This is a genomic window from Phyllobacterium trifolii, assembly GCF_014192095.1.
Lineage (GTDB): Bacteria > Pseudomonadota > Alphaproteobacteria > Rhizobiales > Rhizobiaceae > Phyllobacterium > Phyllobacterium trifolii.
Genome location: NZ_JACHXN010000005.1, coordinates 215,469 through 235,909, shown reverse-complemented (window position 1 = coordinate 235,909; position 20,441 = coordinate 215,469). Strand labels below are relative to the sequence as shown.

The 20,441-nt window shown below is 57.1% G+C and carries 21 protein-coding genes; 8 read left to right on the top strand and 13 right to left on the bottom strand.

The genetic code is table 11. From position 1 onward, the window contains the following. Positions 1 to 3: 3 nt before the first annotated feature. From FHS21_RS10045 to hemC, 6 genes are all read right to left on the bottom strand, one after another. The gene (locus FHS21_RS10045) at positions 4 to 738 is read right to left on the bottom strand and encodes a glutamine amidotransferase (protein WP_183661807.1); all 735 of its coding nucleotides are present in this window, start codon (positions 736 to 738) and stop codon (positions 4 to 6) included. A gap of 9 nt (positions 739 to 747) precedes the next feature. Then, complete coding sequence (locus tag FHS21_RS10040; protein WP_112525128.1) at positions 748 to 1,224, bottom strand: tellurite resistance TerB family protein; 477 nt, start codon at positions 1,222 to 1,224, stop codon at positions 748 to 750. Between the two features lie 117 nt (positions 1,225 to 1,341). Continuing rightward, positions 1,342 to 3,021: a heme biosynthesis protein HemY gene (locus FHS21_RS10035; protein ID WP_183661805.1), complete on the bottom strand. Its 1,680-nt coding sequence runs from the start codon at positions 3,019 to 3,021 to the stop codon at positions 1,342 to 1,344. Between the two features lie 10 nt (positions 3,022 to 3,031). Then, positions 3,032 to 4,336: a COG4223 family protein gene (locus tag FHS21_RS10030; protein WP_183661803.1), complete on the bottom strand. Its 1,305-nt coding sequence runs from the start codon at positions 4,334 to 4,336 to the stop codon at positions 3,032 to 3,034. Positions 4,337 to 4,446: 110 nt separating this feature from the next. Further along, entirely contained in the window at positions 4,447 to 5,184 is a 738-nt protein-coding gene (locus tag FHS21_RS10025; RefSeq protein WP_183661801.1) for a uroporphyrinogen-III synthase, read from the bottom strand. Next, entirely contained in the window at positions 5,184 to 6,113 is a 930-nt protein-coding gene (hemC, locus tag FHS21_RS10020) for a hydroxymethylbilane synthase (RefSeq protein ID WP_183661799.1), read from the bottom strand. Before hemC ends, FHS21_RS10025 begins: the two co-directional genes overlap by 1 nt. Before the next feature lie 94 nt (positions 6,114 to 6,207). Between hemC and tsaD the strand changes: the two genes are divergently transcribed. The 5 genes from tsaD to FHS21_RS09995 are packed head-to-tail and all read left to right on the top strand — an operon-like array spanning position 6,208 to position 9,691. Next, positions 6,208 to 7,287 (top strand): tRNA (adenosine(37)-N6)-threonylcarbamoyltransferase complex transferase subunit TsaD, encoded by a 1,080-nt coding sequence (tsaD, locus tag FHS21_RS10015; protein ID WP_112525118.1) that lies wholly within the window; start codon positions 6,208 to 6,210, stop codon positions 7,285 to 7,287. Next, positions 7,284 to 8,267 (top strand): NAD(P)H-dependent glycerol-3-phosphate dehydrogenase, encoded by a 984-nt coding sequence (locus FHS21_RS10010; RefSeq protein WP_183661797.1) that lies wholly within the window; start codon positions 7,284 to 7,286, stop codon positions 8,265 to 8,267. Before tsaD ends, FHS21_RS10010 begins: the two co-directional genes overlap by 4 nt. A gap of 15 nt (positions 8,268 to 8,282) precedes the next feature. Next, a complete protein-coding gene (locus FHS21_RS10005) occupies positions 8,283 to 8,573 on the top strand; it encodes a YciI-like protein (protein ID WP_112525114.1) in 291 nt (96 codons plus the stop codon). Positions 8,574 to 8,581: 8 nt separating this feature from the next. After that, entirely contained in the window at positions 8,582 to 9,010 is a 429-nt protein-coding gene (locus FHS21_RS10000; protein WP_112525112.1) for an EVE domain-containing protein, read from the top strand. Between the two features lie 9 nt (positions 9,011 to 9,019). After that, positions 9,020 to 9,691: a class I SAM-dependent methyltransferase gene (locus FHS21_RS09995; protein ID WP_112525110.1), complete on the top strand. Its 672-nt coding sequence runs from the start codon at positions 9,020 to 9,022 to the stop codon at positions 9,689 to 9,691. Here FHS21_RS09995 and FHS21_RS09990 read toward each other — a convergent pair. Next, entirely contained in the window at positions 9,688 to 10,221 is a 534-nt protein-coding gene (locus FHS21_RS09990; RefSeq protein ID WP_112525108.1) for a L,D-transpeptidase family protein, read from the bottom strand. The genes FHS21_RS09995 and FHS21_RS09990 overlap by 4 nt on opposite strands. Positions 10,222 to 10,350: 129 nt before the next feature. On the opposite strand from FHS21_RS09990, the gene FHS21_RS09985 reads away from it, so the two are divergent. Together FHS21_RS09985 and FHS21_RS09980 are read left to right on the top strand one after the other, a co-directional pair. Continuing rightward, entirely contained in the window at positions 10,351 to 11,034 is a 684-nt protein-coding gene (locus FHS21_RS09985) for a response regulator transcription factor (RefSeq protein ID WP_112525106.1), read from the top strand. A gap of 130 nt (positions 11,035 to 11,164) precedes the next feature. Continuing rightward, positions 11,165 to 11,623, top strand: coding sequence for a cyclic nucleotide-binding domain-containing protein (locus FHS21_RS09980; protein WP_112525104.1), 459 nt, complete (start codon positions 11,165 to 11,167; stop codon positions 11,621 to 11,623). 132 nt (positions 11,624 to 11,755) lie between these two features. Here the strand turns inward: FHS21_RS09980 and FHS21_RS09975 are convergent, their stop codons facing one another. The 4 genes from FHS21_RS09975 to FHS21_RS09960 form a co-directional block, all read right to left on the bottom strand. Beyond that, positions 11,756 to 12,562 carry an exodeoxyribonuclease III gene (locus tag FHS21_RS09975; protein WP_112525102.1) on the bottom strand — a complete coding sequence of 269 codons (807 nt, stop codon included), beginning with the start codon at positions 12,560 to 12,562 and terminating at the stop codon, positions 11,756 to 11,758. 100 nt (positions 12,563 to 12,662) lie between these two features. Next, on the bottom strand, positions 12,663 to 13,337 hold the full coding sequence (locus tag FHS21_RS09970) for an outer membrane lipoprotein carrier protein LolA (RefSeq protein WP_183661795.1): 675 nt from the start codon (positions 13,335 to 13,337) through the stop codon (positions 12,663 to 12,665). Positions 13,338 to 13,696: 359 nt separating this feature from the next. After that, entirely contained in the window at positions 13,697 to 16,318 is a 2,622-nt protein-coding gene (locus tag FHS21_RS09965) for a DNA translocase FtsK (RefSeq protein WP_112525098.1), read from the bottom strand. Between the two features lie 758 nt (positions 16,319 to 17,076). Beyond that, positions 17,077 to 17,619, bottom strand: a complete 543-nt coding sequence (locus FHS21_RS09960) for a TetR/AcrR family transcriptional regulator (protein ID WP_112525094.1) — start codon at positions 17,617 to 17,619, stop codon at positions 17,077 to 17,079. Positions 17,620 to 17,724: 105 nt separating this feature from the next. Here FHS21_RS09960 and FHS21_RS09955 point away from each other — a divergent pair, with 105 nt between their 5' ends. Next, complete coding sequence (locus FHS21_RS09955; RefSeq protein ID WP_112525092.1) at positions 17,725 to 18,525, top strand: SDR family NAD(P)-dependent oxidoreductase; 801 nt, start codon at positions 17,725 to 17,727, stop codon at positions 18,523 to 18,525. A 79-nt stretch (positions 18,526 to 18,604) separates the two neighbouring features. Here FHS21_RS09955 and FHS21_RS09950 read toward each other — a convergent pair whose 3' ends face one another. Together FHS21_RS09950 and FHS21_RS09945 are read right to left on the bottom strand one after the other, a co-directional pair. Further along, the gene (locus FHS21_RS09950) at positions 18,605 to 20,029 is read right to left on the bottom strand and encodes an ammonium transporter (RefSeq protein ID WP_112525090.1); all 1,425 of its coding nucleotides are present in this window, start codon (positions 20,027 to 20,029) and stop codon (positions 18,605 to 18,607) included. A 26-nt stretch (positions 20,030 to 20,055) separates the two neighbouring features. Then, the gene (locus FHS21_RS09945; protein ID WP_100000921.1) at positions 20,056 to 20,394 is read right to left on the bottom strand and encodes a P-II family nitrogen regulator; all 339 of its coding nucleotides are present in this window, start codon (positions 20,392 to 20,394) and stop codon (positions 20,056 to 20,058) included. Between the last annotated feature and the right edge of the window lie 47 nt (positions 20,395 to 20,441).

Genomic DNA, 20,441 nt, shown 5'->3' with positions numbered 1-20,441 from the left:
AGCTCAAGCCGATACAGGTGCCCCAAAAATCGTCGCAAGGAAGCGGTGCAACCAGGCCCTGAGCACTGCATCATAGATCATCCGCCCATCGAGGTGATCGCGGCCCTGCTGGGCGCCACATAAGGTGAAGCGTTCCGCACCTCGTACAACCCAACGATGCATCATCGCCCGTGTCAGCTCCGCATGGAACTGGACGCCCCAGGCATTCTTGCCATACCGGAACGCCTGGTTGGGGTAGGAGCTGCCCGTCGCCAGTAAGGTTGCAGTCTGCGGCAATTCAAAACCTTCGCGATGGAAATGATAAACCATTGACGGCCAGTCCATCAAAGCGCGACCGGCTTCCGTCGGCTCAAGCGGATACCAGCCGATTTCGACAAGGCCGTCCGGATGGGGCGCGACACGACCGCCCAAATGGTTGGCAAGCATCTGCGCGCCCAGGCAAATGCCGAGAAAGGGCTTGTCTTCTGCGAGTGGTATAGCCAGCCAATCGGTTTCTGCACGTACAAAGTCTTCCGAATCATTGGCGCTCATCGGGCCGCCAAAAATGACGGCTCCTGCATGGTCTTCCAGCGTTTCGGGCAATGTATCTCCAAGGGGCGGCCGGCGAATGTCGAGAGCAAACCCGGCTTCGAGCAGTAGATGGCCGACCCGGCCGGGACTGGAACGCTCCTGGTGCAGCACCGTCAGGATCTTGGGACGATGCGACTGTCCGCTTTCCATCCATCCAGTTTGGTACATTCGCTCGGCCTATTCCTCTTGTACCGTCTGTTTTGCGCGAACCGCCGCCTGTCGTTTCATGGTCACCCGGTCGCGTGTCGATACGCCGATCAGTTCCGCGACACGCCAGACGACATTATCTTCCAGCTCATGCGCGCTACCATCGGCAAAAACGACATCCCACATCAGCTCAATGAATCTGATGCGCGCCTCTTCGTCAAGATTGCGCTTGATGATGCTGGTGAAACTGTAAAGGTCAACTGCCTCCTGATCCGCCTGTTCGCCCTCGTCAAGCAAGCGCTTCAGCGCCTCGCCTTTCAAGCCATAGGCCTCGGAAATCAGCTGTGAAACGCGCTTGCGTTCCACCTTGCCGCGGTCACCGTCTGCATCCATCACATGGAACAGCAAGGCGGCTGCCGCAAGACGCGGATCTTTTTTTGAAAAATGCTCCTTGCTGTTGTCACCCGACGGCAAGGATTTGAAAAACGTCACAAGACTATCGAGCATAAAGGGAGATCTTTCGCGTCTATCAAGATGGTACTCATCCACCCATATCGCTGTTCATACACCTAAACCACTGTACATCTTGCCGCAAAGACGGCCGCAGCCATCACGTTTCGATGATTAGAAAAGCCTGAACTTCTTGTTTCGCTCCGCTCCATCTTCAGGCCGCACGCCTGGGTCATCCGGCACAGGAAAAACGAATTCCTCATCCTTTTCCTTGGATTTCAGTGACTTTTCCGGAAATGCAGGCAAAACGGAAGCTATTCTCTCCGGATTGACCGTTTCTGTGAGCTTTGAGACCGGCCGTTCCGTAGGCTTTTCCGGTGGCTCAAGTTGCACGATTTCAGCATCCACAACATCCGCTTGGCCGCGATCTTCCTTCAAAACTGGCTGCTCCGCTTCCAGAACGACCGGCCTGACCGGTATGAGCGGCTTCACTTCGTCGCGTGGTCGCACTGGTTCTGTTGCCAACGCCCTGTCGAAATCATCGCCGGAATCGATCACCGGGCCAAGTTGTTCAACAGGAACCTTCCATTCGAAGACGTCGAGCCTGCCAGTCACGGGAGATGCCGGCGCCCAGCGTTCCGAAACGTAGCCATCGGCTGTCCAGGCGGGATCGCGCGGCGCCTTGACAGCACGCGACAGCCACTGCCGGACGCGGCCTTGATCGCCGGTTTGCGCTTCTTCGATGTCGGCAAGCAGTAGATATGCGCTCTCGCGCGGTGCGCTGCGGAGCACCGCTTCCGCTGCTTCTCTCGCCTCCCTTAATTCGCCTGCAGCCAGCGCGGCCTGGGCGATGGCGAGGCTCGACTCAGGGTGATGCGGATAGAGCGACGCCAGATGACGGGCGCGCTTGAGGCGATCCAACACCGAATCGCCAAGCCGCGCGTGCACATAGGTTTCAGCAACTTCCGGATGAGGTTGCTTCTTCCAGCTATATTCCAAAACTTTCGATCCTTTGCGCAAGTCGCCTTGGCTGAACAACGTTTTTGCGGCGATGATCGCAGCTGGTATGAGATCAGGCGCCAACTTGTTCGCCTCTATGGCGGTCGATTTGGCGCTTGCCGGGTCACTTTCGAAGGTTTCGATTGCCTTCGCTGTCAAGAGCACCGCGCGCTCGCGCTTGGCCTTCTCCTTGTCGACCCGCTTGGTCGCTTTTTGCTTTTCGAGCAGCAGGAGCGCTCCGTCCCAGTCGCCATGGGTGGTTTTCTGGCCAAGAGCCGCCGACGCTGCCCATTCGACATTAGGGGCCAGCAAAGCGGCTTCTTCCGCGTAGTGCCTTGAAGCATCGCGTGCGCCAAGGCGCTGCGCTTCAAGGTAAAGCCCCCGCAACCCGAGGAGCTTCGTTTCTGGATCTTCGAGCATGGCTTCGAATTTTGCCCGCGCATCCTCGGCGCGCCCTTCGAGCATGGCGGACTGGGCATCAAGCAGTTTGATCAGCGGCTCCTGATCGACGTTCAGCAGCTTTTCTGCCTGTTTGATCATCCTGCGTGCGGTCTCGCCATCACCAGCACCTGCTGCGATCAGTCCGGTCGACAGCGACTGGTAGCCCCGATCGCGTTTGCGCGCACGGAAATGACGGCGCAGCGCGTATGGCGACGTAACGAGGCTTTTGACAATCCACCAGGTCAGCATGACTGCGGCGACGATCGCGACGATCGCAGAAGCTGCCACCATCAGCGTGACTTTGTACTGCATGCCGGCAAGGGTAACGACCAGATCGCCGGGCCGATCTGCAAGCCACGCGAAACCGACACCGAGCAATAGAACGACAAGAAGGAAGAACAGAATACGAATCATGATCTTGCTCCTAGTTAGCCGCTGCTGGTGACTTGATGCCGGTCAAGGCATCGGACAAGGCCTTCGACACGACGTCCCCGGCCTTTTGCCGGGCCTTCATCGCATTGGCGAAATCCATGGAAACAGCCTTGGCATTCTCCGGCAGTTTCTCCCATTCGGCAATGGCGGCACCAAGGTCGCCTGCATTCAAATGCGCTTCGATCCGTGCCGTGATTGCATCGACGCCCTCGCCCTCCACCATCCCGACCGGACGCGCCTGCACCAAGCTGCTCGCGCTTGCCCACAAGCGATCGACCACCCCGGCATTGGGATCGACCGTATGAGCGCTTGCAATGATTTTGGGAGCGACGTCCGCGAATTGGCTGACCAGCGCGTTGAGCGTCGGAATGCCTTTCGCAGCAAACTCGCGGAGGCTCTCGACCTCTCCCGCTGCAGGCGCAACCGCGACGTAAGTATCCAATTCGGCCGCGAACGGTTCGCCGCGATCGATAGCGGCTTTCATCCCCGTTGCTGCCATGGCAAGCGCCATATTGGCCTGCCCCGTGGGGTCGTTGACTTTCGCCTCCAAAGCATTCAACCGTTCTGTAGCGCCCGCAGCGGCCCCACCAGCCTGCTCCACCTGCTGCTGGCTGTTACTCAGCCGGGTCTCCAGAGCAGCAAGACGCGTGTCAATGCCACTCGTATCGACGACTGAGCCGGAGCCAGCATTTTTCTGAATATCCGCAATACTTTGCTTGATTGCGACAAGCTCCGCGGAAAGACCAGAGACCTGGCTTGCAGCCTGTTTGGCGTTCTCTACCGCGCCGTTAAGCGCCACCTGCGCACCTTCATCCAGCGTCTGAGCCGCTGGTCGCGCATTTCGTAATTCAGGTACTTGCTGCTCGATCGCCGAAGTATCCGCCTTTGGCGATGGCAGGACACCTGCCCATTGCAGGGTCGCAGCACCGACAAGAGCGACAATGCCCCCAATGATTCCTGCTACAAAGCGGCCCAATGGGTCATTTGGCTTTGATCGGGAGGACGACACCGTTGGTCGCGAAGCGGTCGATTGAGAATTCGTTCGCCCAAATGACTGCCCGGTGTCCGAAAAGCCCGAACTCGGTGGCGCATATCCGCGCGGCTCAACGCCCGGCGTTTCCTTTGACTTTTCCGCCGCATTTACCTTCGCGTTAGCGGTTGGGTCGAAGCCGACCGGTTCGGGCTGCGGTACGCCACCTGCGCTGGACGCAGTCTTGTTGACTGCCAATGGTGCCAGTTCGATTGTCACAGGTTTGCGAGCAGACTTCGAATGACGCGGAACGGATGATTTGGCCATGGGCAGACTTTCCTGAACTTAGAGCGAGATTCGATCATATTGAATCTCGCTCTCAGACTTCTCGTGACCCGAAGTTAGCAAGGAAGTTGCGGTTGCGAAACCACACGTATTCATTGCGGTAAGCGGGGAGAATCCTGTGCCTGCTGCAGAAGGTCGAAGAGAGCATCCTCATCCGGCCTGTTTGCTACATGGATTAATGCCTTGTTCACTGCAGCCAGAGCGTTCGCAACACGAGGGGAGAGGCAGAAAATCGATGTGTTATCAAAATGATGGGCGATTTCCATCTGGCTTATCAGACGCAAGAACTCTTCAGCGCCCCAACGAGAATACAGGAGGCAATAATCGATCTTACCCTTGCCGAAAAATTCTAGCAGAAACTCAGTCGTATAACTGACTAAAACAGTATCGTAGGTCATCACTGGCTTAAAATGCATACCTAATGTACGGAGAGCATGCTCAAAATCCGACGCGCGAACGCGCCCTGTCACATAAAGAACGCGGGCGCCGGCACATAACTCCTCACCTATGGTTTGAGCAAGCGACGCACCATCCCTGTCTCCCGTTGTCACCGTTTCAAACCCGCGGGCGCGCGCCGCAGCTGCGGTCGCTTCTCCTACAACAAAACAGGGCAATAAAAGGAACGGTTGCAACATCTTGTCCGGTGCCTGCCGCAACGCATTCGCACTTGTCACCGCGACCGCGTCGAATTTTCCCCTGGGCGTTTTTACCGGAAGCTGAACAATCTTGGTCAGGGGCAAAACCAAAGGCAGGAAGCCATTGCCAAGCAAACGCTCGGCAGTTTTGGTCGCGCCCGGCCGAGGCCGTGTGACCAAAACGGTTTTCATCATCAGAACCAGTCCGTGAAGAAGTGTGGTCCGGCGAGTTTACGCACCCGCAGCGCCGCATCCTGGCCGATCTCGACAGCGTCAGAGAGTGCGCCGTCACCTGTAACCTCGTGTACCTCGCTGCCATCTGGCAAGAGTATCATGCCATGGAACTGAAGCCTCCCTTCCGATACGATCGCCAGACCGGCGATTGGCGTACGGCAGGAACCATCGAGCGAACCAAGGAACGCACGCTCGCATGCCAGCGCCGTCGAGGTCGGCAAGTGGTTGAGCGGTGCTAATAGCGCATCGACGCGATTATCACCAATGCGGCTCTCTATCGTGATTGCGCCTTGTCCAGGGGCTGGTGGAAAAGCTTTTGCATCCATAAGCTCGGTAACAACATGTCCAAGGCCGAGACGTTTCAAACCAGCATAAGCAAGGAATGTTGCATCCACCTCGCCGTCAGCAAGCTTGCGCAGCCGCGTCTCGACGTTCCCGCGAAAATTGATGACCTTGAGATCGGGGCGTGCACGATGTATCAGCGCCCGCCGCCGCAACGATGCGGAGCCGACTACAGCCCCTTTCGGCAGATCCAGGAGGGACTTTACCTCACGACCAATAAAGGCGTCACGAGGATCTTCGCGTTCGAGGAAGACCGACAGATGCAGCCCTTGTGGCAGAACGGTTGGCATATCCTTTGATGAATGCACGGCAAGATCGAGGCGCCCGTCGGCAAGCTGTTCCTCGATTTCCAGTGTGAACAAGCCTTTTCCGCCAACTTCAGCCAAGGGTCGATCCTGTATCCGGTCACCACTGGTGGAAATGGCCACGATTTCTATGTCTTCATCGCGAAGTCCGTGGGCCTTTATCAGAAGGTCACGCGTCTCATGGGCTTGTGCGAGCGCCAGTGCACTCCCACGTGTACCAATCTTGAGCGTTTTTGTTTGCATTGGCGGCTGTCCGTGTTACGCGAATTCGAGTTGAGCGTTCTACTAACGACCTTTTCGCAGGTCGACAATGCGGCGAAGGATATCAGGTTTACCGATGCGGGTACTAGGTATTGAGACAAGCTGTGACGAAACGGCGGCGGCGGTAGTCGAGCGCGACGACCAAGGCCACGGGCACATCCTTTCGAACGTCGTCCTGAGCCAGATCGACGAACACGCGCCCTATGGCGGCGTGGTGCCTGAAATTGCTGCGCGCGCCCATGTCGAAGTACTCGATCGGTTGATTGGCCAGGCATTGCACGAAGCGCAGATAACTCTGGACGATGTCGATGCTGTGGCTGCCACCGCCGGTCCGGGCTTGATCGGCGGATTGATTGTCGGTTTGATGACCGGAAAGGCGATAGCGATGGCCAGTCAGAAGCCTTTTTACGCCATCAATCATCTCGAGGGCCATGCGCTGACCCCGCGCCTGACCGATCGCATTGATTTTCCTTATCTGCTGCTGCTCGTCTCCGGCGGCCACACGCAGATGGTTCTGGTCAAAGGTCTTGGCGATTATGAGCGGTTGGGCACGACCATAGACGATGCCCTCGGCGAAGCATTCGACAAGACCGCCAAACTACTCGGCCTGCCCTATCCGGGAGGGCCTGAAGTGGAGAAGGCAGCTCTGCTCGGCGATCCCAGCCGATTCACCCTACCGCGTCCGCTGAAAGGCGAGGAGAGACTGGATTTCTCCTTTTCAGGTTTAAAAACGGCGGTGCGGCAACTGGCGACAGCGTTGGAACCGTTATCGCAAATCGACGTCAATGACATTTGCGCCGCTTTTCAAACCGCCGTCGCCGACACACTCGACGACCGGGTTTCGCGCTCACTGCAGCGGTTTCGCGCGAGTTTCCCGGATGTCAAGAAGCCGGCATTGGTTGTTGCCGGTGGTGTTGCCGCAAACAAGGTTCTGCGTGACGGTCTGCAGCGTCTATGCTCGGATAATGGCTTCCGCTTCATTGCACCACCCATGGCCCTTTGCACAGACAATGCCGCAATGATTGCGTGGGCGGGTGCCGAACGGGCTGGTCTCACACCTGCCGATTCGCTCGATGTTGCCCCGCGCTCGCGCTGGCCACTGGACATGCATTCAACACCTTTGATCGGCGCAGGCCGGCGCGGAGCCAAGGCATGAGCCAGCCTTCGATTGCCATAGTTGGAGGAGGTGCCTGGGGTACTGCGCTTGGTACCATGGCCGCCCGTAACGGCAATGCAGTCCGACTGTATGCACGCAGCGCCACAACCGTCGATTCCGTCAACCAGGCGCATCGTAACGAGACTTATCTGCCCGGAATTGACTTGCATCCAGCACTCACGGCAAGTATCGACGCCCGGGAAGTTCTCGCCGGAGTTGACCTGATCCTTTGCGTCATTCCAGCGCAAGCGCTTTCCAGTGCCCTACAGGAACTGAAAGACCTCATTCCGGTCACCGCACCGCTAGTGATTTGCGCCAAGGGCATAGAGCGTCACAGTGGCCAGCTGATGTCCGAACTGGTCGCCGGGATTATGCCCGACCAGACCCTTGGGGCCCTTTCGGGGCCAAGTTTTGCAACCGATGTGGCGAGGGGATTGCCGACTGCCGTAACAGTCGCCGCTCGTAGTCAGGCGCTTGCCGACCGCATTGCCCTGATGCTGTCCGGCCCGACTTTCCGCTGTTATTCAACGGATGATTTGATCGGTGTGGAAATTGGCGGCGCACTCAAGAATGTGCTCGCCATTGCCGCCGGGGCCGCCATAGGCCGCGGTTTTGGCGCCAGCGCCCAAGCGGCGCTTGTCACCCGCGGGTTTGTCGAATTGCGGCGGATTGGCGAGGCTATGGGCGCAAGGCCGGAGACGATCATGGGTCTTTCGGGACTTGGCGATCTCATGCTTACTTGCTCTACGCCGCAATCGCGTAATTACTCGTACGGGCTTGCGCTCGGGCGTGGGGAAGACTTGACTGGCCGACCATTGGCCGAAGGCGTGGCCACGGCTGCAATCGCTGCCGAACTTGCTGCCCGCAACAATATCGAAGCGCCGATCATTGCGACTGTAGCGCAAATACTCGACCGCTACATCACCATCGACGAGGCCATGGAGGCGCTACTGGCGCGGCCGCTAAAGAACGAGAGTTAAACCGGGAGACAATGAATGCTCTATGCCCTTCTGTGCAACGACAAGCCTGATCATCTGCAACTGCGCCTCGACACACGCGCCTCTCATCTCGATTATTTGAACAGCCTAGGTGATCGCCTGAAATTTGCTGGGCCGTTCCTTGGCGATGACGCCAAGCCAAACGGCAGCCTGGTGGTTGTCGAGGCGCCTGACCTTGCTGCAGCAAAGAAGATTGCAGCGAATGACCCCTATGCCAAGGCTGGGCTTTTCGCCTCGGTCGACATCCGCCCGTGGAACTGGGCAATCAAGAATCCTGACAACAAATAGGTGCTATCATGGCATTTTGGCTATTCAAATCAGAACCTGATTCATGGTCGTGGGACAATCAAAAAGCCGCCGGGGCCAAAGGTACAGAGTGGACCGGCGTGCGCAACTATCAGGCACGCAACAATATGCGTGCCATGAAAATCGGTGATAAAGGCTTCTTCTACCATTCCAATGAAGGGCTGGACGTCGTCGGTATCGTCGAGGTTTGTGCGCTTGCGCATCATGATTCGAGCACCGAAGATCCCCGCTGGGAATGCGTTGATATCCGCGCGGTCAAGGATGTGCCAAATTCTGTGACCTTGAAAGATGTCAAAGCCAATCCGAAACTGGAAAAGATGGCGCTGGTTACGTCCATGCGGCTATCGGTGCAGCCAGTGCAACCGGACGAATGGAAAGAGGTTTGCCGCATGGGCGGACTGGTTCCGGCACCGGAATGAATTCATCCCGTGGTTGAGCCTGCTCTCGATCCTGAAAGCGATCACTATCGCCGGTTCGTTCTAGCGAATACCAATCTCCAATCGCCCCCGCATGTACCGGAGACTAAGCTCTATCTTGCCGATGACGCGCATGACCTCTGGCACCGTACAGAAGACGAACTGACAACAATCGGCCTGCCGCCACCTTTCTGGGCATTTGCCTGGGCGGGCGGGCAAGGAGTTGCGCGCTACGTGCTCGATCATCCCGCAACGGTTGCAAACGCCGTTGTCCTCGATTTCGCCTCGGGCTCCGGTCTCGTCGGTATTGCTGCTGCTCAAGCCGGAGCGAAGCATGTTATCTCTTGCGACATCGACCCGTTCGCGCGCCCAGCGATCGCTCTGAACGCTGAAGCAAATCATGCGACAGTCGAGATTCGAGTCGATGATCTGATTGGCAGCGACGACGGTTGGGATGTCGTTCTGGCCGGTGACGTTTTTTATGACAAGCCATTGGCCGACAGACTTGTACCTTGGTTCACCGGACTGGCTGCCCGCGGTGCGGACATCATCGTTGGCGATCCCGGCCGCTCCTATTTTCCCAAGAACCTGCTGGATCCATTGGCAGTTTACTCGGTACCGGTGACAAGAATTCTCGAAGACGCCGACGTGAAGCAGACGACAGTTTGGCGTTTCAAGCGCTAACGCAGCACGCGAACGACGGTCTGGTTCGAAAGATAAGGTAAAAGCCGGTTCATATCGGCCCTACTCAAGGCAATGCAGCCTTCCGTTGGTGTATAGCCCGGTCTTGCCAGATGAAAGAAGATCGCACTTCCCTTGGCACGATGTCGCGGTCTGATGTTCCAGTCCATGACGATGCAGACATCGTATAGATCATCCTTGCGCCACATGGTTTCGTGGCTGGCACCATAGGGAATGCGCACCTTCCGGTTGTAATTGCGATCATTACTAACCTCGCACCAGCCATCGTCGCGGCGGAGTACCTTGAGCAACAGGGCCCGCGTTCCCCTCACTTTCTTGTCAGGACGCTTGAAGCCGTAGAGCAACCGCATGCGCGTGAGCGGCGTTCCACCGTCACCTTCGCGCTTGAAGGCCGTGATTCCGCCTTTGCCCAGCGCACAGCGCAGGATCATATTGCCCGCGATCAACTGCCCTTGGCTCGTATGGCCAGGTCTCGGACGAACATCGATCAATTTCAAGGACCTGCGACTCATGCTTGCCTCATAAAAAGCATTTTTTTGTCAGACTGATGCGCCGCATAACCAATATCAAGTCGATCCCCTTTCTTTCCTGTACTATTCGACTTAAATTCCAATGACTTCTTTCCATCTGCGGGAGATCCGATGACAGCGCGTACCATTCTTATCGTCGATGACGATGCAGACTTGCGAGCCATCCTGGTTGAACAACTGAGCCTCTATGAAGAATTCCAGATCATCGAGGAAGATAATGCGACCAAAGCCGTTCAGACGGCGAGAAACGGCGTTGTCGATCTCCTGATCATGGATGTCGGGCTGCCGGACATGGATGGGCGCGAGGCGATCAAGCTTTTGCGCAAGGGCGGCTTCAAAGCCCCGGTCATCATGCTGACGGGGCACGATACCGATTCGGATACCATTCTTGGCCTCGAATCGGGCGCAAACGACTATGTGACCAAGCCTTTTCGCTTTGCGGTCCTGCTGGCGCGCATTCGGGCACAACTCCGCCAGCATGAACAGAGCGAGGACGCGACTTTCATTGTCGGGCCCTATACGTTCAAGCCCGGGCAAAAGATGCTGATCGACGCCAAAGGCAGCAAGATACGGCTGACCGAGAAGGAAGTCGCAATAATCAAATATCTTTACCGTGCGGGCGGCAAGGTCATCACAAGGGATATCTTGCTTGAAGAGGTGTGGGGATACAACTCTGGGGTGACGACACACACGCTGGAGACGCATGTGTACCGGTTGCGGCAGAAAATAGAACATGATCCATCCAATTCGACCATACTTGTCACCGAAAGCGGGGGATACAAACTCATTCCTTGATGCCGATTGCTACGCCATACCTCTTTTTTGAGGCATAAAGGACGCAGCACACGAATGATTTGCGCGTAATCCTGAAGATGATTTTTTGGGGTTATGCGCGGCGCCAATCTAGGTATATGTCTGTTATTGCATGGCAATTGAAGATGATATTCGCATTCTGGAGACGGTGGGGCTGTTCGAGACGTTTACGCGCGACCAGTTGCGCCTGCTCGCCTTCGGCACCGAACGTCTTGTTTTGCGCGAAGGCCGCGAACTCTACCGCGAGGGTCAAGCGGCAGATTGTGCCTATGTCATTGATCGCGGTGACATTTCCCTGTTCCGAGAAGGGCCGACAGGTCGCATAATCCTGAAAACGGTGGGTCCTGGTGCTGTCCTCGGCGAGATGGCGATCATCGCCCAGACCAAGCGCCTGACCAGCGCTATGGCCGAATCCGAAACTGAGGTCATCCGGCTCAATCGCTCGCTTTTCCGGCGGATTCTCGAGGAATATCCCGAAATCGCCGCAGCTTTGCATGACCAGATATCGGCCGACCTCAGCGAAATGATCGAGGCCATTACCAGGTACGAACACCTGTTCAATGAGCGCTGACTAAACCGGCCACAACCAAATTTCCCGCGCAGATTGAAATTCTTGCAGCAGAATCGAGGATTCTTGCATCAGATTCGAGAAAGTTCGAACAGGATTCGACTATTCTTGTACAATTCTTGTTTCGGATCAAACTCAGTCCAGATTAAAACGTGCAATGACCGGAACATGGTCCGACGGGCGCTCCCATCCGCGTGCCTCGCGAAGGATCGTGATGTCGGTCAGATCGGTTTCCAGGTCCGGCGACCCCCATATGTGATCCAGCCGCCGTCCGCGATCGGCGGCCGCCCAATCAGCGGCGCGATAGCTCCACCAGGTATAGATCTTCTCGCTCGGCGGGATATGATGACGCATCAGATCGCTCCACCCGCCATCCTTCCGCAGATTTTCGAGGCCTTCTGTTTCGACCGGCGTATGGCTGACGACTTTCAAAAGTTGTTTGTGCGACCAGACATCGGTTTCAAGCGGGGCAATGTTGAGATCGCCAACCAGCAGAGACGCATGACCATCGCCGTGAACAGCATTCATCGCGCGCATCTCGTCTAGGAACCCGAGCTTATGCTTGAATTTTGGATTGATTTCCGGATCCGGCTCATCGCCTCCGGCTGGAACGTAGAAATTGTGGATACGCAGCCGCTTCGACCCGGCATTGACGATCGTGCTCAAATGCCGGCAATCGGCGATATCGCAAAACCCGACACGCGCCGGTTCGGTCAGAGGGCGTCGCGACAGGGTGGCGACGCCATGATAACCCTTCTGACCGCTGATCTCGATATGCTCATACCCGGCCATGTGAAATGCCTCGCGCGGGAAAAGATCATCCGGGCATTTGGTTTCCTGCAGGCACAGCACGTCGGGTTGATAGTCGCGCAGGAATTGCAGGACCAGCGGCAAGCGCAGGCGCACCGAATTGATGTTCCAGGTGGCAACGGCAAAGGGCATGAAGACTCGCAAGATGGATGGGCGGCACTCTCTGTAGTGCGTGGTTCATCCGGTCATGCCAAAAGATTTGGCAAACCGCAAGGCCAAGGTCATGACCTGGCTACCGCTTCATCGCGATGCGGGTGTAGTCGATCTTGAACATATCATCGGCAAAGCGCACGCCGGTCCGCACATCGGTGATCATCACCGTTGTATCGAGACCTTGGGCATCGGTGATGGTCCACTGGCGCAGGTCGGATGTTTTCGGATCGAACATCATCGAAATGGTCGAGTTGCCGAAGATCGACTTGTCGCCAAGCACGATCGTCGTCATGTCCGGCTCCTGCTTCACCGATTTGACCGACCTTGCGGACAGATCGATCTGATCGCTCAGGAGCAGCTTCAGCGGCGTTTTCGACAGCGGATAGAGATCCCAGGTGTCGAGCTTGCGATTGTTGATCACCACGGACTTGCCGTCGGAGATAACGCGAATGGGCGACGGCTTGTTGTAGTTGAAGCGGATTTTACCGGGACGTTCGATATAGAACGTGCCCCCGGTCTGATCTCCACGCGGGCCGAACTGGACAAAACTGCCCGTCAGCGTTTTGACGCTGGAGAACTTGTTGGCTATGTCCTGCGCTGCGTTAATGCCGGCGGGTGCGGCTTGTGCCAAGGCCGGGGTCGGCAGCACTATATTCGCAGCGCCAAACAGGAGACCCATGCCGACGATGGAAGCAACCGCAGAGCTCTTTGCCACTGAGCCAAGGGCGCGAAACGGTGCTTTTGTCAGTATCATGATCATATCTCCTGTCGTCTCTCTTCGTACGAAGCCAGTTGGGCTGCACTATGGCCAATAAACGGCAGGATATCGTTTCTTGTTCCCTTGCGCCGTTACGTAACCTGAGCTTGAATCGTTATGTAATGCGCCGCTGCCTATTGTTCCATAACGGCCTACAAAATCCTTACGTTACTCGTTCAAGTACCGACGTTTCCGCTTCTTACCCTCCCCCTTGTGGGGAGGGAGGCTGCGCAGCAGCAGGGAGGGGTTTTCGATTCATCTCGCCTGCATCGTCAGTACACATTTTGGGCCATAAAGACCCCTCCCCGTCGCTTCGCTCCGTCCCTCCCCACAAGGGGTAGGGTAAGAACTCGCGCCTAGAACTCATCGTCCTCTGTCGGCACGAGAATCTCGCGTTTGCCTGCGTGATTGGCAGGGCCGACAAGCCCTTCCTGTTCCATGCGCTCGATGATCGAAGCAGCGCGGTTGTAACCAATGCCGAGCCGGCGCTGGATATAGCTCGTTGATGCCTTCTTGTCGCGAAGCACGACGGCAACTGCCTGATCATAGGGATCGTCCGAATCTTCGAGATTGGACGTTCCCGCTGGGCCGCCACCTTCGTCTTCGTCGTCTTCCTCTGTAATCGAATCGAGATATTCCGGAACGCCTTGCAGTTTCAGATGCTGGACGATCTTCTCCACTTCATCGTCCCCGACAAATGGTCCATGCACGCGCTGGATGCGTCCGCCGCCGGCCATATAGAGCATGTCGCCCATGCCGAGCAGCTGCTCGCCGCCCTGCTCGCCAAGGATCGTTCGCGAATCGATCTTCGATGTAACCTGGAACGAAATACGTGTCGGGAAATTCGCCTTGATTGTGCCGGTGATGACATCGACCGACGGACGCTGCGTCGCCATGATCACATGTATACCGGCGGCGCGCGCCATCTGCGCCAGCCGCTGCACCGCACCTTCAATATCCTTGCCGGCGACCATCATCAGGTCGGCCATTTCGTCGATGATGACGACGATATAGGGCATCGGCTTCAGGTCGAGCTCTTCAGTCTCATAGACGGCCTCGCCCGTCGCGCGATCAAAGCCGGTCTGTACCGTCCGGGCAATACGCTCGCCCTTCTTGTGGGCCTGCTCGACCCGCTGATTGAAACCGTCAATATTGCGCACGCCGACTTTCGACATCTTGCGGTAGCGGTCTTCCATCTCCTTGACCGTCCACTTCAGCGCGACGACGGCCTTTTTCGGATCGGTGACGACGGGCGTCAACAGATGCGGAATGCCATCATAGATCGACAGTTCCAGCATCTTCGGGTCGATCATGATCAGGCGGCACTGCTCCGGCGTCATCCGGTAGAGCAAGGAGAGGATCATCGTATTGATCGCAACGGACTTACCCGAGCCCGTCGTTCCGGCGACCAAGAGATGGGGCATTTTCGCAAGGTCGGCGATAACGGCCTCGCCGTTGATGGTCTTACCGAGCGCGAGCGCCAACTTGGTCTTTGTCTGTTCAAAGTCACGGCTTGCCAGAAGTTCACGCAGATAGACCATCTCGCGGGTCTGGTTCGGAAGCTCGATACCGATGGCATTGCGACCGGGCACCACGGCGACACGCGCGGCAATCGCGCTCATGGAGCGGGCGATATCGTCGGCGAGGGTGATGACCCGCGACGATTTGATACCCGGCGCCGGTTCCAGTTCGTAGAGCGTCACCACCGGGCCCGGACGCACATGGATGATTTCACCGCGCACCCCAAAATCCTCGAGCACGCCTTCCAGCAGCCGCGCGTTCTGTTCCAAAGCCTCCTTGGAAAGGCCCGGATTGCGCACGACGTTCTTCGGTTCGCTCAGGAAATGCAGCGACGGCATCTCGTACTCGTCAGACGCAATCAACGATGCCTGTGCCTCGCGCTGAACGCGCGCGCCGGCCCGCGGCGCAGGCGCCGGTGTATCAATGCGCGCGGCAACTGGCCTGTTCGGAATCGCCGTCGGTCTTGCCGGAGCTGATTGCAGTGCCCAATCGTCAACGTCCTCTTCATCGCTGAAGGCGACCGGATCGAAGCGGCCGTCGAACTCATCATTGCCGATATCTATAGCAGGCGCCTCAATTTGTGGTGCTTCGTCGTAGAAGCCGGGCTCGCGCCGTCCACCGGTCTGGCCGTTTTTCTGACGCGAAACCGCAATGTCAGGGAAATCGCCGTCATGACGCGTGCCGATACTGCGTGCACTGTTGTAGAGCCCGGCGCTACGACCTGAAACCCGGCGGAACAGGGCTTTCGTGCTCAGGAACCAATGGGTCAAGGCGCCGAGAGCGAGCAGGCCGCCACCTTCGCGATCATCATCATCCTCGTCGTCGTAATCATCATCTTCGGCCACGTGGCGCGTGGACTTCTTGGTGACCACCGGCTCGCTGTCGCGATAGGTGATGCCACTGGCAAAGCCAAAGATCCAAAGGGTCGGGATGGCAAGAATGGCAACCATGATCATGGCCAAACCGCCACGGGGGAAAGTGCCGATAAAGATGCCGGGTATCTTGAGGACCATATCACCAAAGACACCGCCGAGACCGATAGGCATCGGCCAGCTTTCAGGTATAGCGAAGCAGCCGGCTATCGCCGCGGCCAGAAGCGAGGCGCAAAGCCAGGCAATGGCCCGGCGCGGCATACGGTCGACACCGCGGCCGGTGAGAAAGAGCCCGCCCCAGAAAAGAGCCGGCATCAGTGCCACAACCATGGAAAGACCAAAAAACTGCATGCCGAGATCGGCAAAGACCGCACCGGGATAACCGAGCGCGTTGCGAGTCGGATTCGACGTCGCATGACTGAAGCTTGGATCGAGCACGTTCCACGTGGCGAGGCTGCCGATGGCAAAGGCCACGAAGCCGATAAGTCCCAGCCCCCACAGGATATGAATCTGCCTGCGAAACAGGCTGGATAACCCGGTTCGCTGATCATCAATGGCATAGGAGGAAGGGTATCCTTGACGCATGAAATCCGGCCCCGCGTGAACGCATACAGAGCAGCTGCGAGCAGCCGCCAATCCAAGAGTTGATTCTGACGTTACGGTGCGGATGGTTAAGGGGCCATTAACCATGGAAGGGAAGCCGAGGTATTTACCGAAAACGAAATTGAAATGTTGTAGCGGCTGCGGTGACTTCGTGATCGTCAGGGATGTGCTTCTTGATCTACTTCTAACAGTCGCTTGGCGAGATTCTCAGCGAATTCGGCTCCAGAAGAAAATAGGATCCAGCTGACTGCCCCCACAATGTCGAACAAAGATATGACATACCTGTCGCCATAACTGACACCCGCCATGAGCCCGGGTGTGCGAGCGATGTGGCGATCGTATATCTTCCAAACTTTTCGAGCTGTTCTACTCTTCACAACAACGAGAAGTGCCTTTGCCGTTTTATGGTACCAAGCCAGTGGTTTTTGCCGAATTGCCAGCAATCCAACCAAGGCCTTAGCGGTTTTCGAAGCGTTGGGGACAGCTCGGAACAAATTTGAAACGCAAGTTTGTCTTGTTCTTCAGCGGTTAGCGTCATGTTACCTCTCCGGCGAAACAATACTCACTATCCATAAAGGAATGCTTGCATTGTTCGGGAGCTGAGGGTTCCCGCAAATCGCAGGCGTCGCTGTTGGCACAAGGTTGCCGCTGGTGAGCCATGTCCGAACAAAAAAGGGGCCCGGAAAACCGGGCCCTTCTGCTTCTTTTCAAGATTGTTCTATCAGCTGTGATACGCGGCTTCACTTCGGGCTAATCCACTCACGCGTCTGCGCCAGCAGTTCATCAGACAAATTCGGGTCATCGCTCATCCGGGCCAAGATGACTGCACCCACCATCGCCGCCCAGCTCCCAATAGCAGCCCGCCGTTTGTTTTCTGCGGTTGCCCCAGGAGCTGAGCGGCTCAAGCGCTCGATGTGCTCTCGCAAGCCTGCCGTCATAGCTGCGCGGGCCTCTGGCGATTGATGGATGGTTTGGCCGGCCAGCCCCGCCGTTGGACATCCGCCTGCGATATCATCTCGGTGACTTTCCGAAAGGTACGTCGTCGCGTACCGCGTCAGATCGAGGTCCTCCGGTATCCCGGCTGAAACAATGTGGGCCAGGGTTTGAACGATCAGGTCATCTTTCGAATTGAAATGCCCATAAAAAGCGCCGTGGGTGAGAGACGCCGCCTTCATGACATCCGCCACTGTCACCGCCTCGAACCCTTTGGCCCTGAAAAGCCTGCCAGCTGCCTCCAGGATCCTTCGCCGGTTTTCGGCCACTTGCTCGCGGCTGATTTTCATTTTTGTCCTCGATTTCGTCTCTTGACATTAATCATGATAGCGATCATGAATACGCTAAACATGATGATGATCATGATTAGTATTCGAAACGCAGGGAAAAATCAAATGAACGCCAAATCCACCGTCCTTATTACCGGAGCCTCCACGGGCATCGGTGCTGTTTATGCCGACCGTTTCGCAAAACGGGGGCACGATCTGGTATTGGTAGCTCGCGACCTGGCTCGATTGGAAACGCTGAGCGAGCGGCTACGCCGTGAAACCGGAGCCAATGTCGATATCCTTCAAGCCGATCTCACCGATGAGGTTGAGCTCGCCAGGGTGGAGTCGCGGGTGCGTGACGATACGCGCATTGGCATACTGATCAACAACGCCGGCGCCAGCGCAGCTGGCGGGTTCGCCGATCAAACGCCTGACGATGTGGCCAAGCTCATAAGCCTCAACACGACAGCGCTGACCCGGCTGGTCAGCGCTGTTACGCCACGTTTCGTCGAGGCTGGGGAAGGGTCGATCATCAATATCGCCTCGGTTGTTGGATTGGCTCCTGAATTTGGTCTGACCGTCTACGGAGCGACAAAAGCATTTGTGCTGTTCCTCAGCCAGGGGCTCCAGCTCGAACTTGGCCCAAAGGGAGTGTATGTCCAGGTGGTACTGCCAGCGGCAACGCGAACAGAAATCTGGGAGCGTTCGGGTCGGGATGTGAATACACTTCCGGCTGTGATGGAAGTAGACGAACTGGTCGACGCAGCGCTAGTGGGCTTCGATCGTCGCGAGTCCGTGACTATTCCGCCACTTCCGGATGCCGATCAATGGAAGGCTTTCGACGCAGCTCGACAGTTAATGATTCCGAATTACGCGCAGGTCCACGCTGCCGATCGTTATCAGCCTGAAAAAGCGCTCGCAAGTTAAGGCAGCGGCCAGGACGCCATGCTCAGAAAGAAAAGGGCCCGGAAACCGGGCCCTTCTGGTTCTTTTCAAGGTACTCCTATCAGCTGTGATAGGCAGCTTCCCCGTGCGAGGTGAGGTCAAGACCTTCACGCTCGGATTCGGGCGATGCACGCAGACCGACGATCAGATCGACGATCTTGTAAAGGATCGCGCTGCCGATACCTGACCAGAGCAGTGTCACGAGAACACCCTTGAACTGCGCCCAGACCTGAGTCGCGGTACCTGCATAGCTGGCGGCGAAATCGGCAGTCGAATAATCGACGATACCAGCGCCACCGAGTGCCGGATTGACGAGGATGCCGGTGCCAAGAGCACCGATGATGCCACCGACGCAATGGATGCCGAAGACATCGAGGCTGTCATCATAGTCGAACGTGTTCTTCACCACTGCGACGAAGAAGTAGCAGACGACGGTGACGACCGCACCGAGCACGATGGCTCCCATCGGACCGACGAAGCCGGCAGCCGGGGTAACGGCAACCAGGCCGGCGACGGCACCCGATACGGCACCGAGCATCGAAGCCTTACCACGCAGGAAGGATTCGAGGATGATCCACATCACCGCAGCAGCAGCTGTCGCGACGAAGGTGTTGATCATGGCAAGACCTGCATAGGCATTGGCTTCGAGGTTGGAACCGGCATTGAAGCCGAACCAGCCAACCCACAGCAATGACGCACCGATCATCGTCATCGTCATGGAGTGCGGTGCCATGATGTCTTTCTTGTAGCCGGTACGCTTGCCGATCATCAGAGCGCCGACGAGACCGGCAATACCCGCATTGATGTGAACGACGGTACCACCGGCAAAGTCGATTGCGCCGAAGCCGAAGATCAGGCCCGACGGATCGGAATAGGCACTTGGACCGCCCCAGAACCAGACCATGTGAGCGATCGGGAAGTAGACGAAGGTAACCCAGAGGATGACGAACAGGATAACCGCCGAGAACTTCACACGTTCAGCGAATGCACCGACGATAAGCGCCGGCGTAATGCAGGCAAAGGTCATCTGGAAGACGACATAGACCAGCTCGGGGATAGCGACGCCTTTGGTGAAGGTTTCGGACATCGTCGTCACGTCGACACCGTGCAAGAACGCCTTCGAAAGGCCGCCGACGAACGAATTGCCGGGTGTGAAGGCCAGGCTATAGCCGTAGAACACCCAGATCAGCATCACCACAGCGGTGATGGTGAAGACCTGCATGAGAACCGAGAGCATGTTCTTCGAGCGGACAAGGCCGCCATAGAAAAGCGCGAGGCCGGGGATGGTCATCAACAGCACAAGCACTGTCGAGATCATCATCCAGGTGGTGTCGCCCTTGTCGACCGTGAAGGCTGGCGCTGCGGCGGCGGGAGCTGCTGGCGCGGCCTCCTGAGCGAATGCGGCCAGCGTACCGATAGCGACCAGTGCCAGCGACCCGAGAAGGGTGCTGCGCGCCGCAGATGTCAGACTGGTTGGAATTTTCATTATTGTCTCCTTGAACCCCAAATAAATCACAGCGCGTCGGTGTCGGTTTCGCCCGTGCGGATACGGACGGCCTGCTCGATGCTGAGAACGAATATCTTTCCGTCACCGATCTGACCGGTCTTGGCAGCCGTGGTGATGGCTTCAACGGCGGTGTCGACGAGCTCGGATGCGACCGCGACTTCCACCTTCAGCTTCGGAAGGAAGCTGACGGCATATTCCGCCCCGCGATAAATTTCGGTGTGCCCTTTCTGGCGGCCATAACCTTTCACCTCGGTGACGGTCAGGCCCTGGATGCCGACAGCGGTGAGTGCTTCGCGCACTTCGTCCAGCTTGAACGGCTTGATGATGGCCATCACAATTTTCATTGAATATACCCCTGCGCTTGCGCGGCGCCTTTCAGGTGGAATTACTC

Bases quoted from the DNA above. Each gene is read 5' to 3' on its own strand.
- FHS21_RS09945 (WP_100000921.1), bottom strand. From the start codon at position 20,394: ATGAAAATTGTGATGGCCATCATCAAGCCGTTCAAGCTGGACGAAGTG.
- FHS21_RS09985 (WP_112525106.1), top strand. From the start codon at position 10,351: ATGACAGCGCGTACCATTCTTATCGTCGATGACGATGCAGACTTGCGA.
- FHS21_RS09950 (WP_112525090.1), bottom strand. From the start codon at position 20,029: ATGAAAATTCCAACCAGTCTGACATCTGCGGCGCGCAGCACCCTTCTC.
- FHS21_RS10000 (WP_112525112.1), top strand. From the start codon at position 8,582: ATGGCATTTTGGCTATTCAAATCAGAACCTGATTCATGGTCGTGGGAC.
- FHS21_RS10010 (WP_183661797.1), top strand. From the start codon at position 7,284: ATGAGCCAGCCTTCGATTGCCATAGTTGGAGGAGGTGCCTGGGGTACT.
- FHS21_RS10035 (WP_183661805.1), bottom strand. From the start codon at position 3,021: ATGATTCGTATTCTGTTCTTCCTTCTTGTCGTTCTATTGCTCGGTGTC.
- FHS21_RS10005 (WP_112525114.1), top strand. From the start codon at position 8,283: ATGCTCTATGCCCTTCTGTGCAACGACAAGCCTGATCATCTGCAACTG.
- FHS21_RS09960 (WP_112525094.1), bottom strand. From the start codon at position 17,619: ATGAAAATCAGCCGCGAGCAAGTGGCCGAAAACCGGCGAAGGATCCTG.
- FHS21_RS10040 (WP_112525128.1), bottom strand. From the start codon at position 1,224: ATGCTCGATAGTCTTGTGACGTTTTTCAAATCCTTGCCGTCGGGTGAC.
- FHS21_RS10030 (WP_183661803.1), bottom strand. From the start codon at position 4,336: ATGGCCAAATCATCCGTTCCGCGTCATTCGAAGTCTGCTCGCAAACCT.
- FHS21_RS10045 (WP_183661807.1), bottom strand. From the start codon at position 738: ATGTACCAAACTGGATGGATGGAAAGCGGACAGTCGCATCGTCCCAAG.
- FHS21_RS09990 (WP_112525108.1), bottom strand. From the start codon at position 10,221: ATGAGTCGCAGGTCCTTGAAATTGATCGATGTTCGTCCGAGACCTGGC.
- FHS21_RS09975 (WP_112525102.1), bottom strand. From the start codon at position 12,562: ATGCCCTTTGCCGTTGCCACCTGGAACATCAATTCGGTGCGCCTGCGC.
- FHS21_RS09970 (WP_183661795.1), bottom strand. From the start codon at position 13,337: ATGATACTGACAAAAGCACCGTTTCGCGCCCTTGGCTCAGTGGCAAAG.
- hemC (WP_183661799.1), bottom strand. From the start codon at position 6,113: ATGCAAACAAAAACGCTCAAGATTGGTACACGTGGGAGTGCACTGGCG.
- tsaD (WP_112525118.1), top strand. From the start codon at position 6,208: ATGCGGGTACTAGGTATTGAGACAAGCTGTGACGAAACGGCGGCGGCG.
- FHS21_RS10025 (WP_183661801.1), bottom strand. From the start codon at position 5,184: ATGATGAAAACCGTTTTGGTCACACGGCCTCGGCCGGGCGCGACCAAA.
- FHS21_RS09980 (WP_112525104.1), top strand. From the start codon at position 11,165: ATGGCAATTGAAGATGATATTCGCATTCTGGAGACGGTGGGGCTGTTC.
- FHS21_RS09955 (WP_112525092.1), top strand. From the start codon at position 17,725: ATGAACGCCAAATCCACCGTCCTTATTACCGGAGCCTCCACGGGCATC.
- FHS21_RS09965 (WP_112525098.1), bottom strand. From the start codon at position 16,318: ATGCGTCAAGGATACCCTTCCTCCTATGCCATTGATGATCAGCGAACC.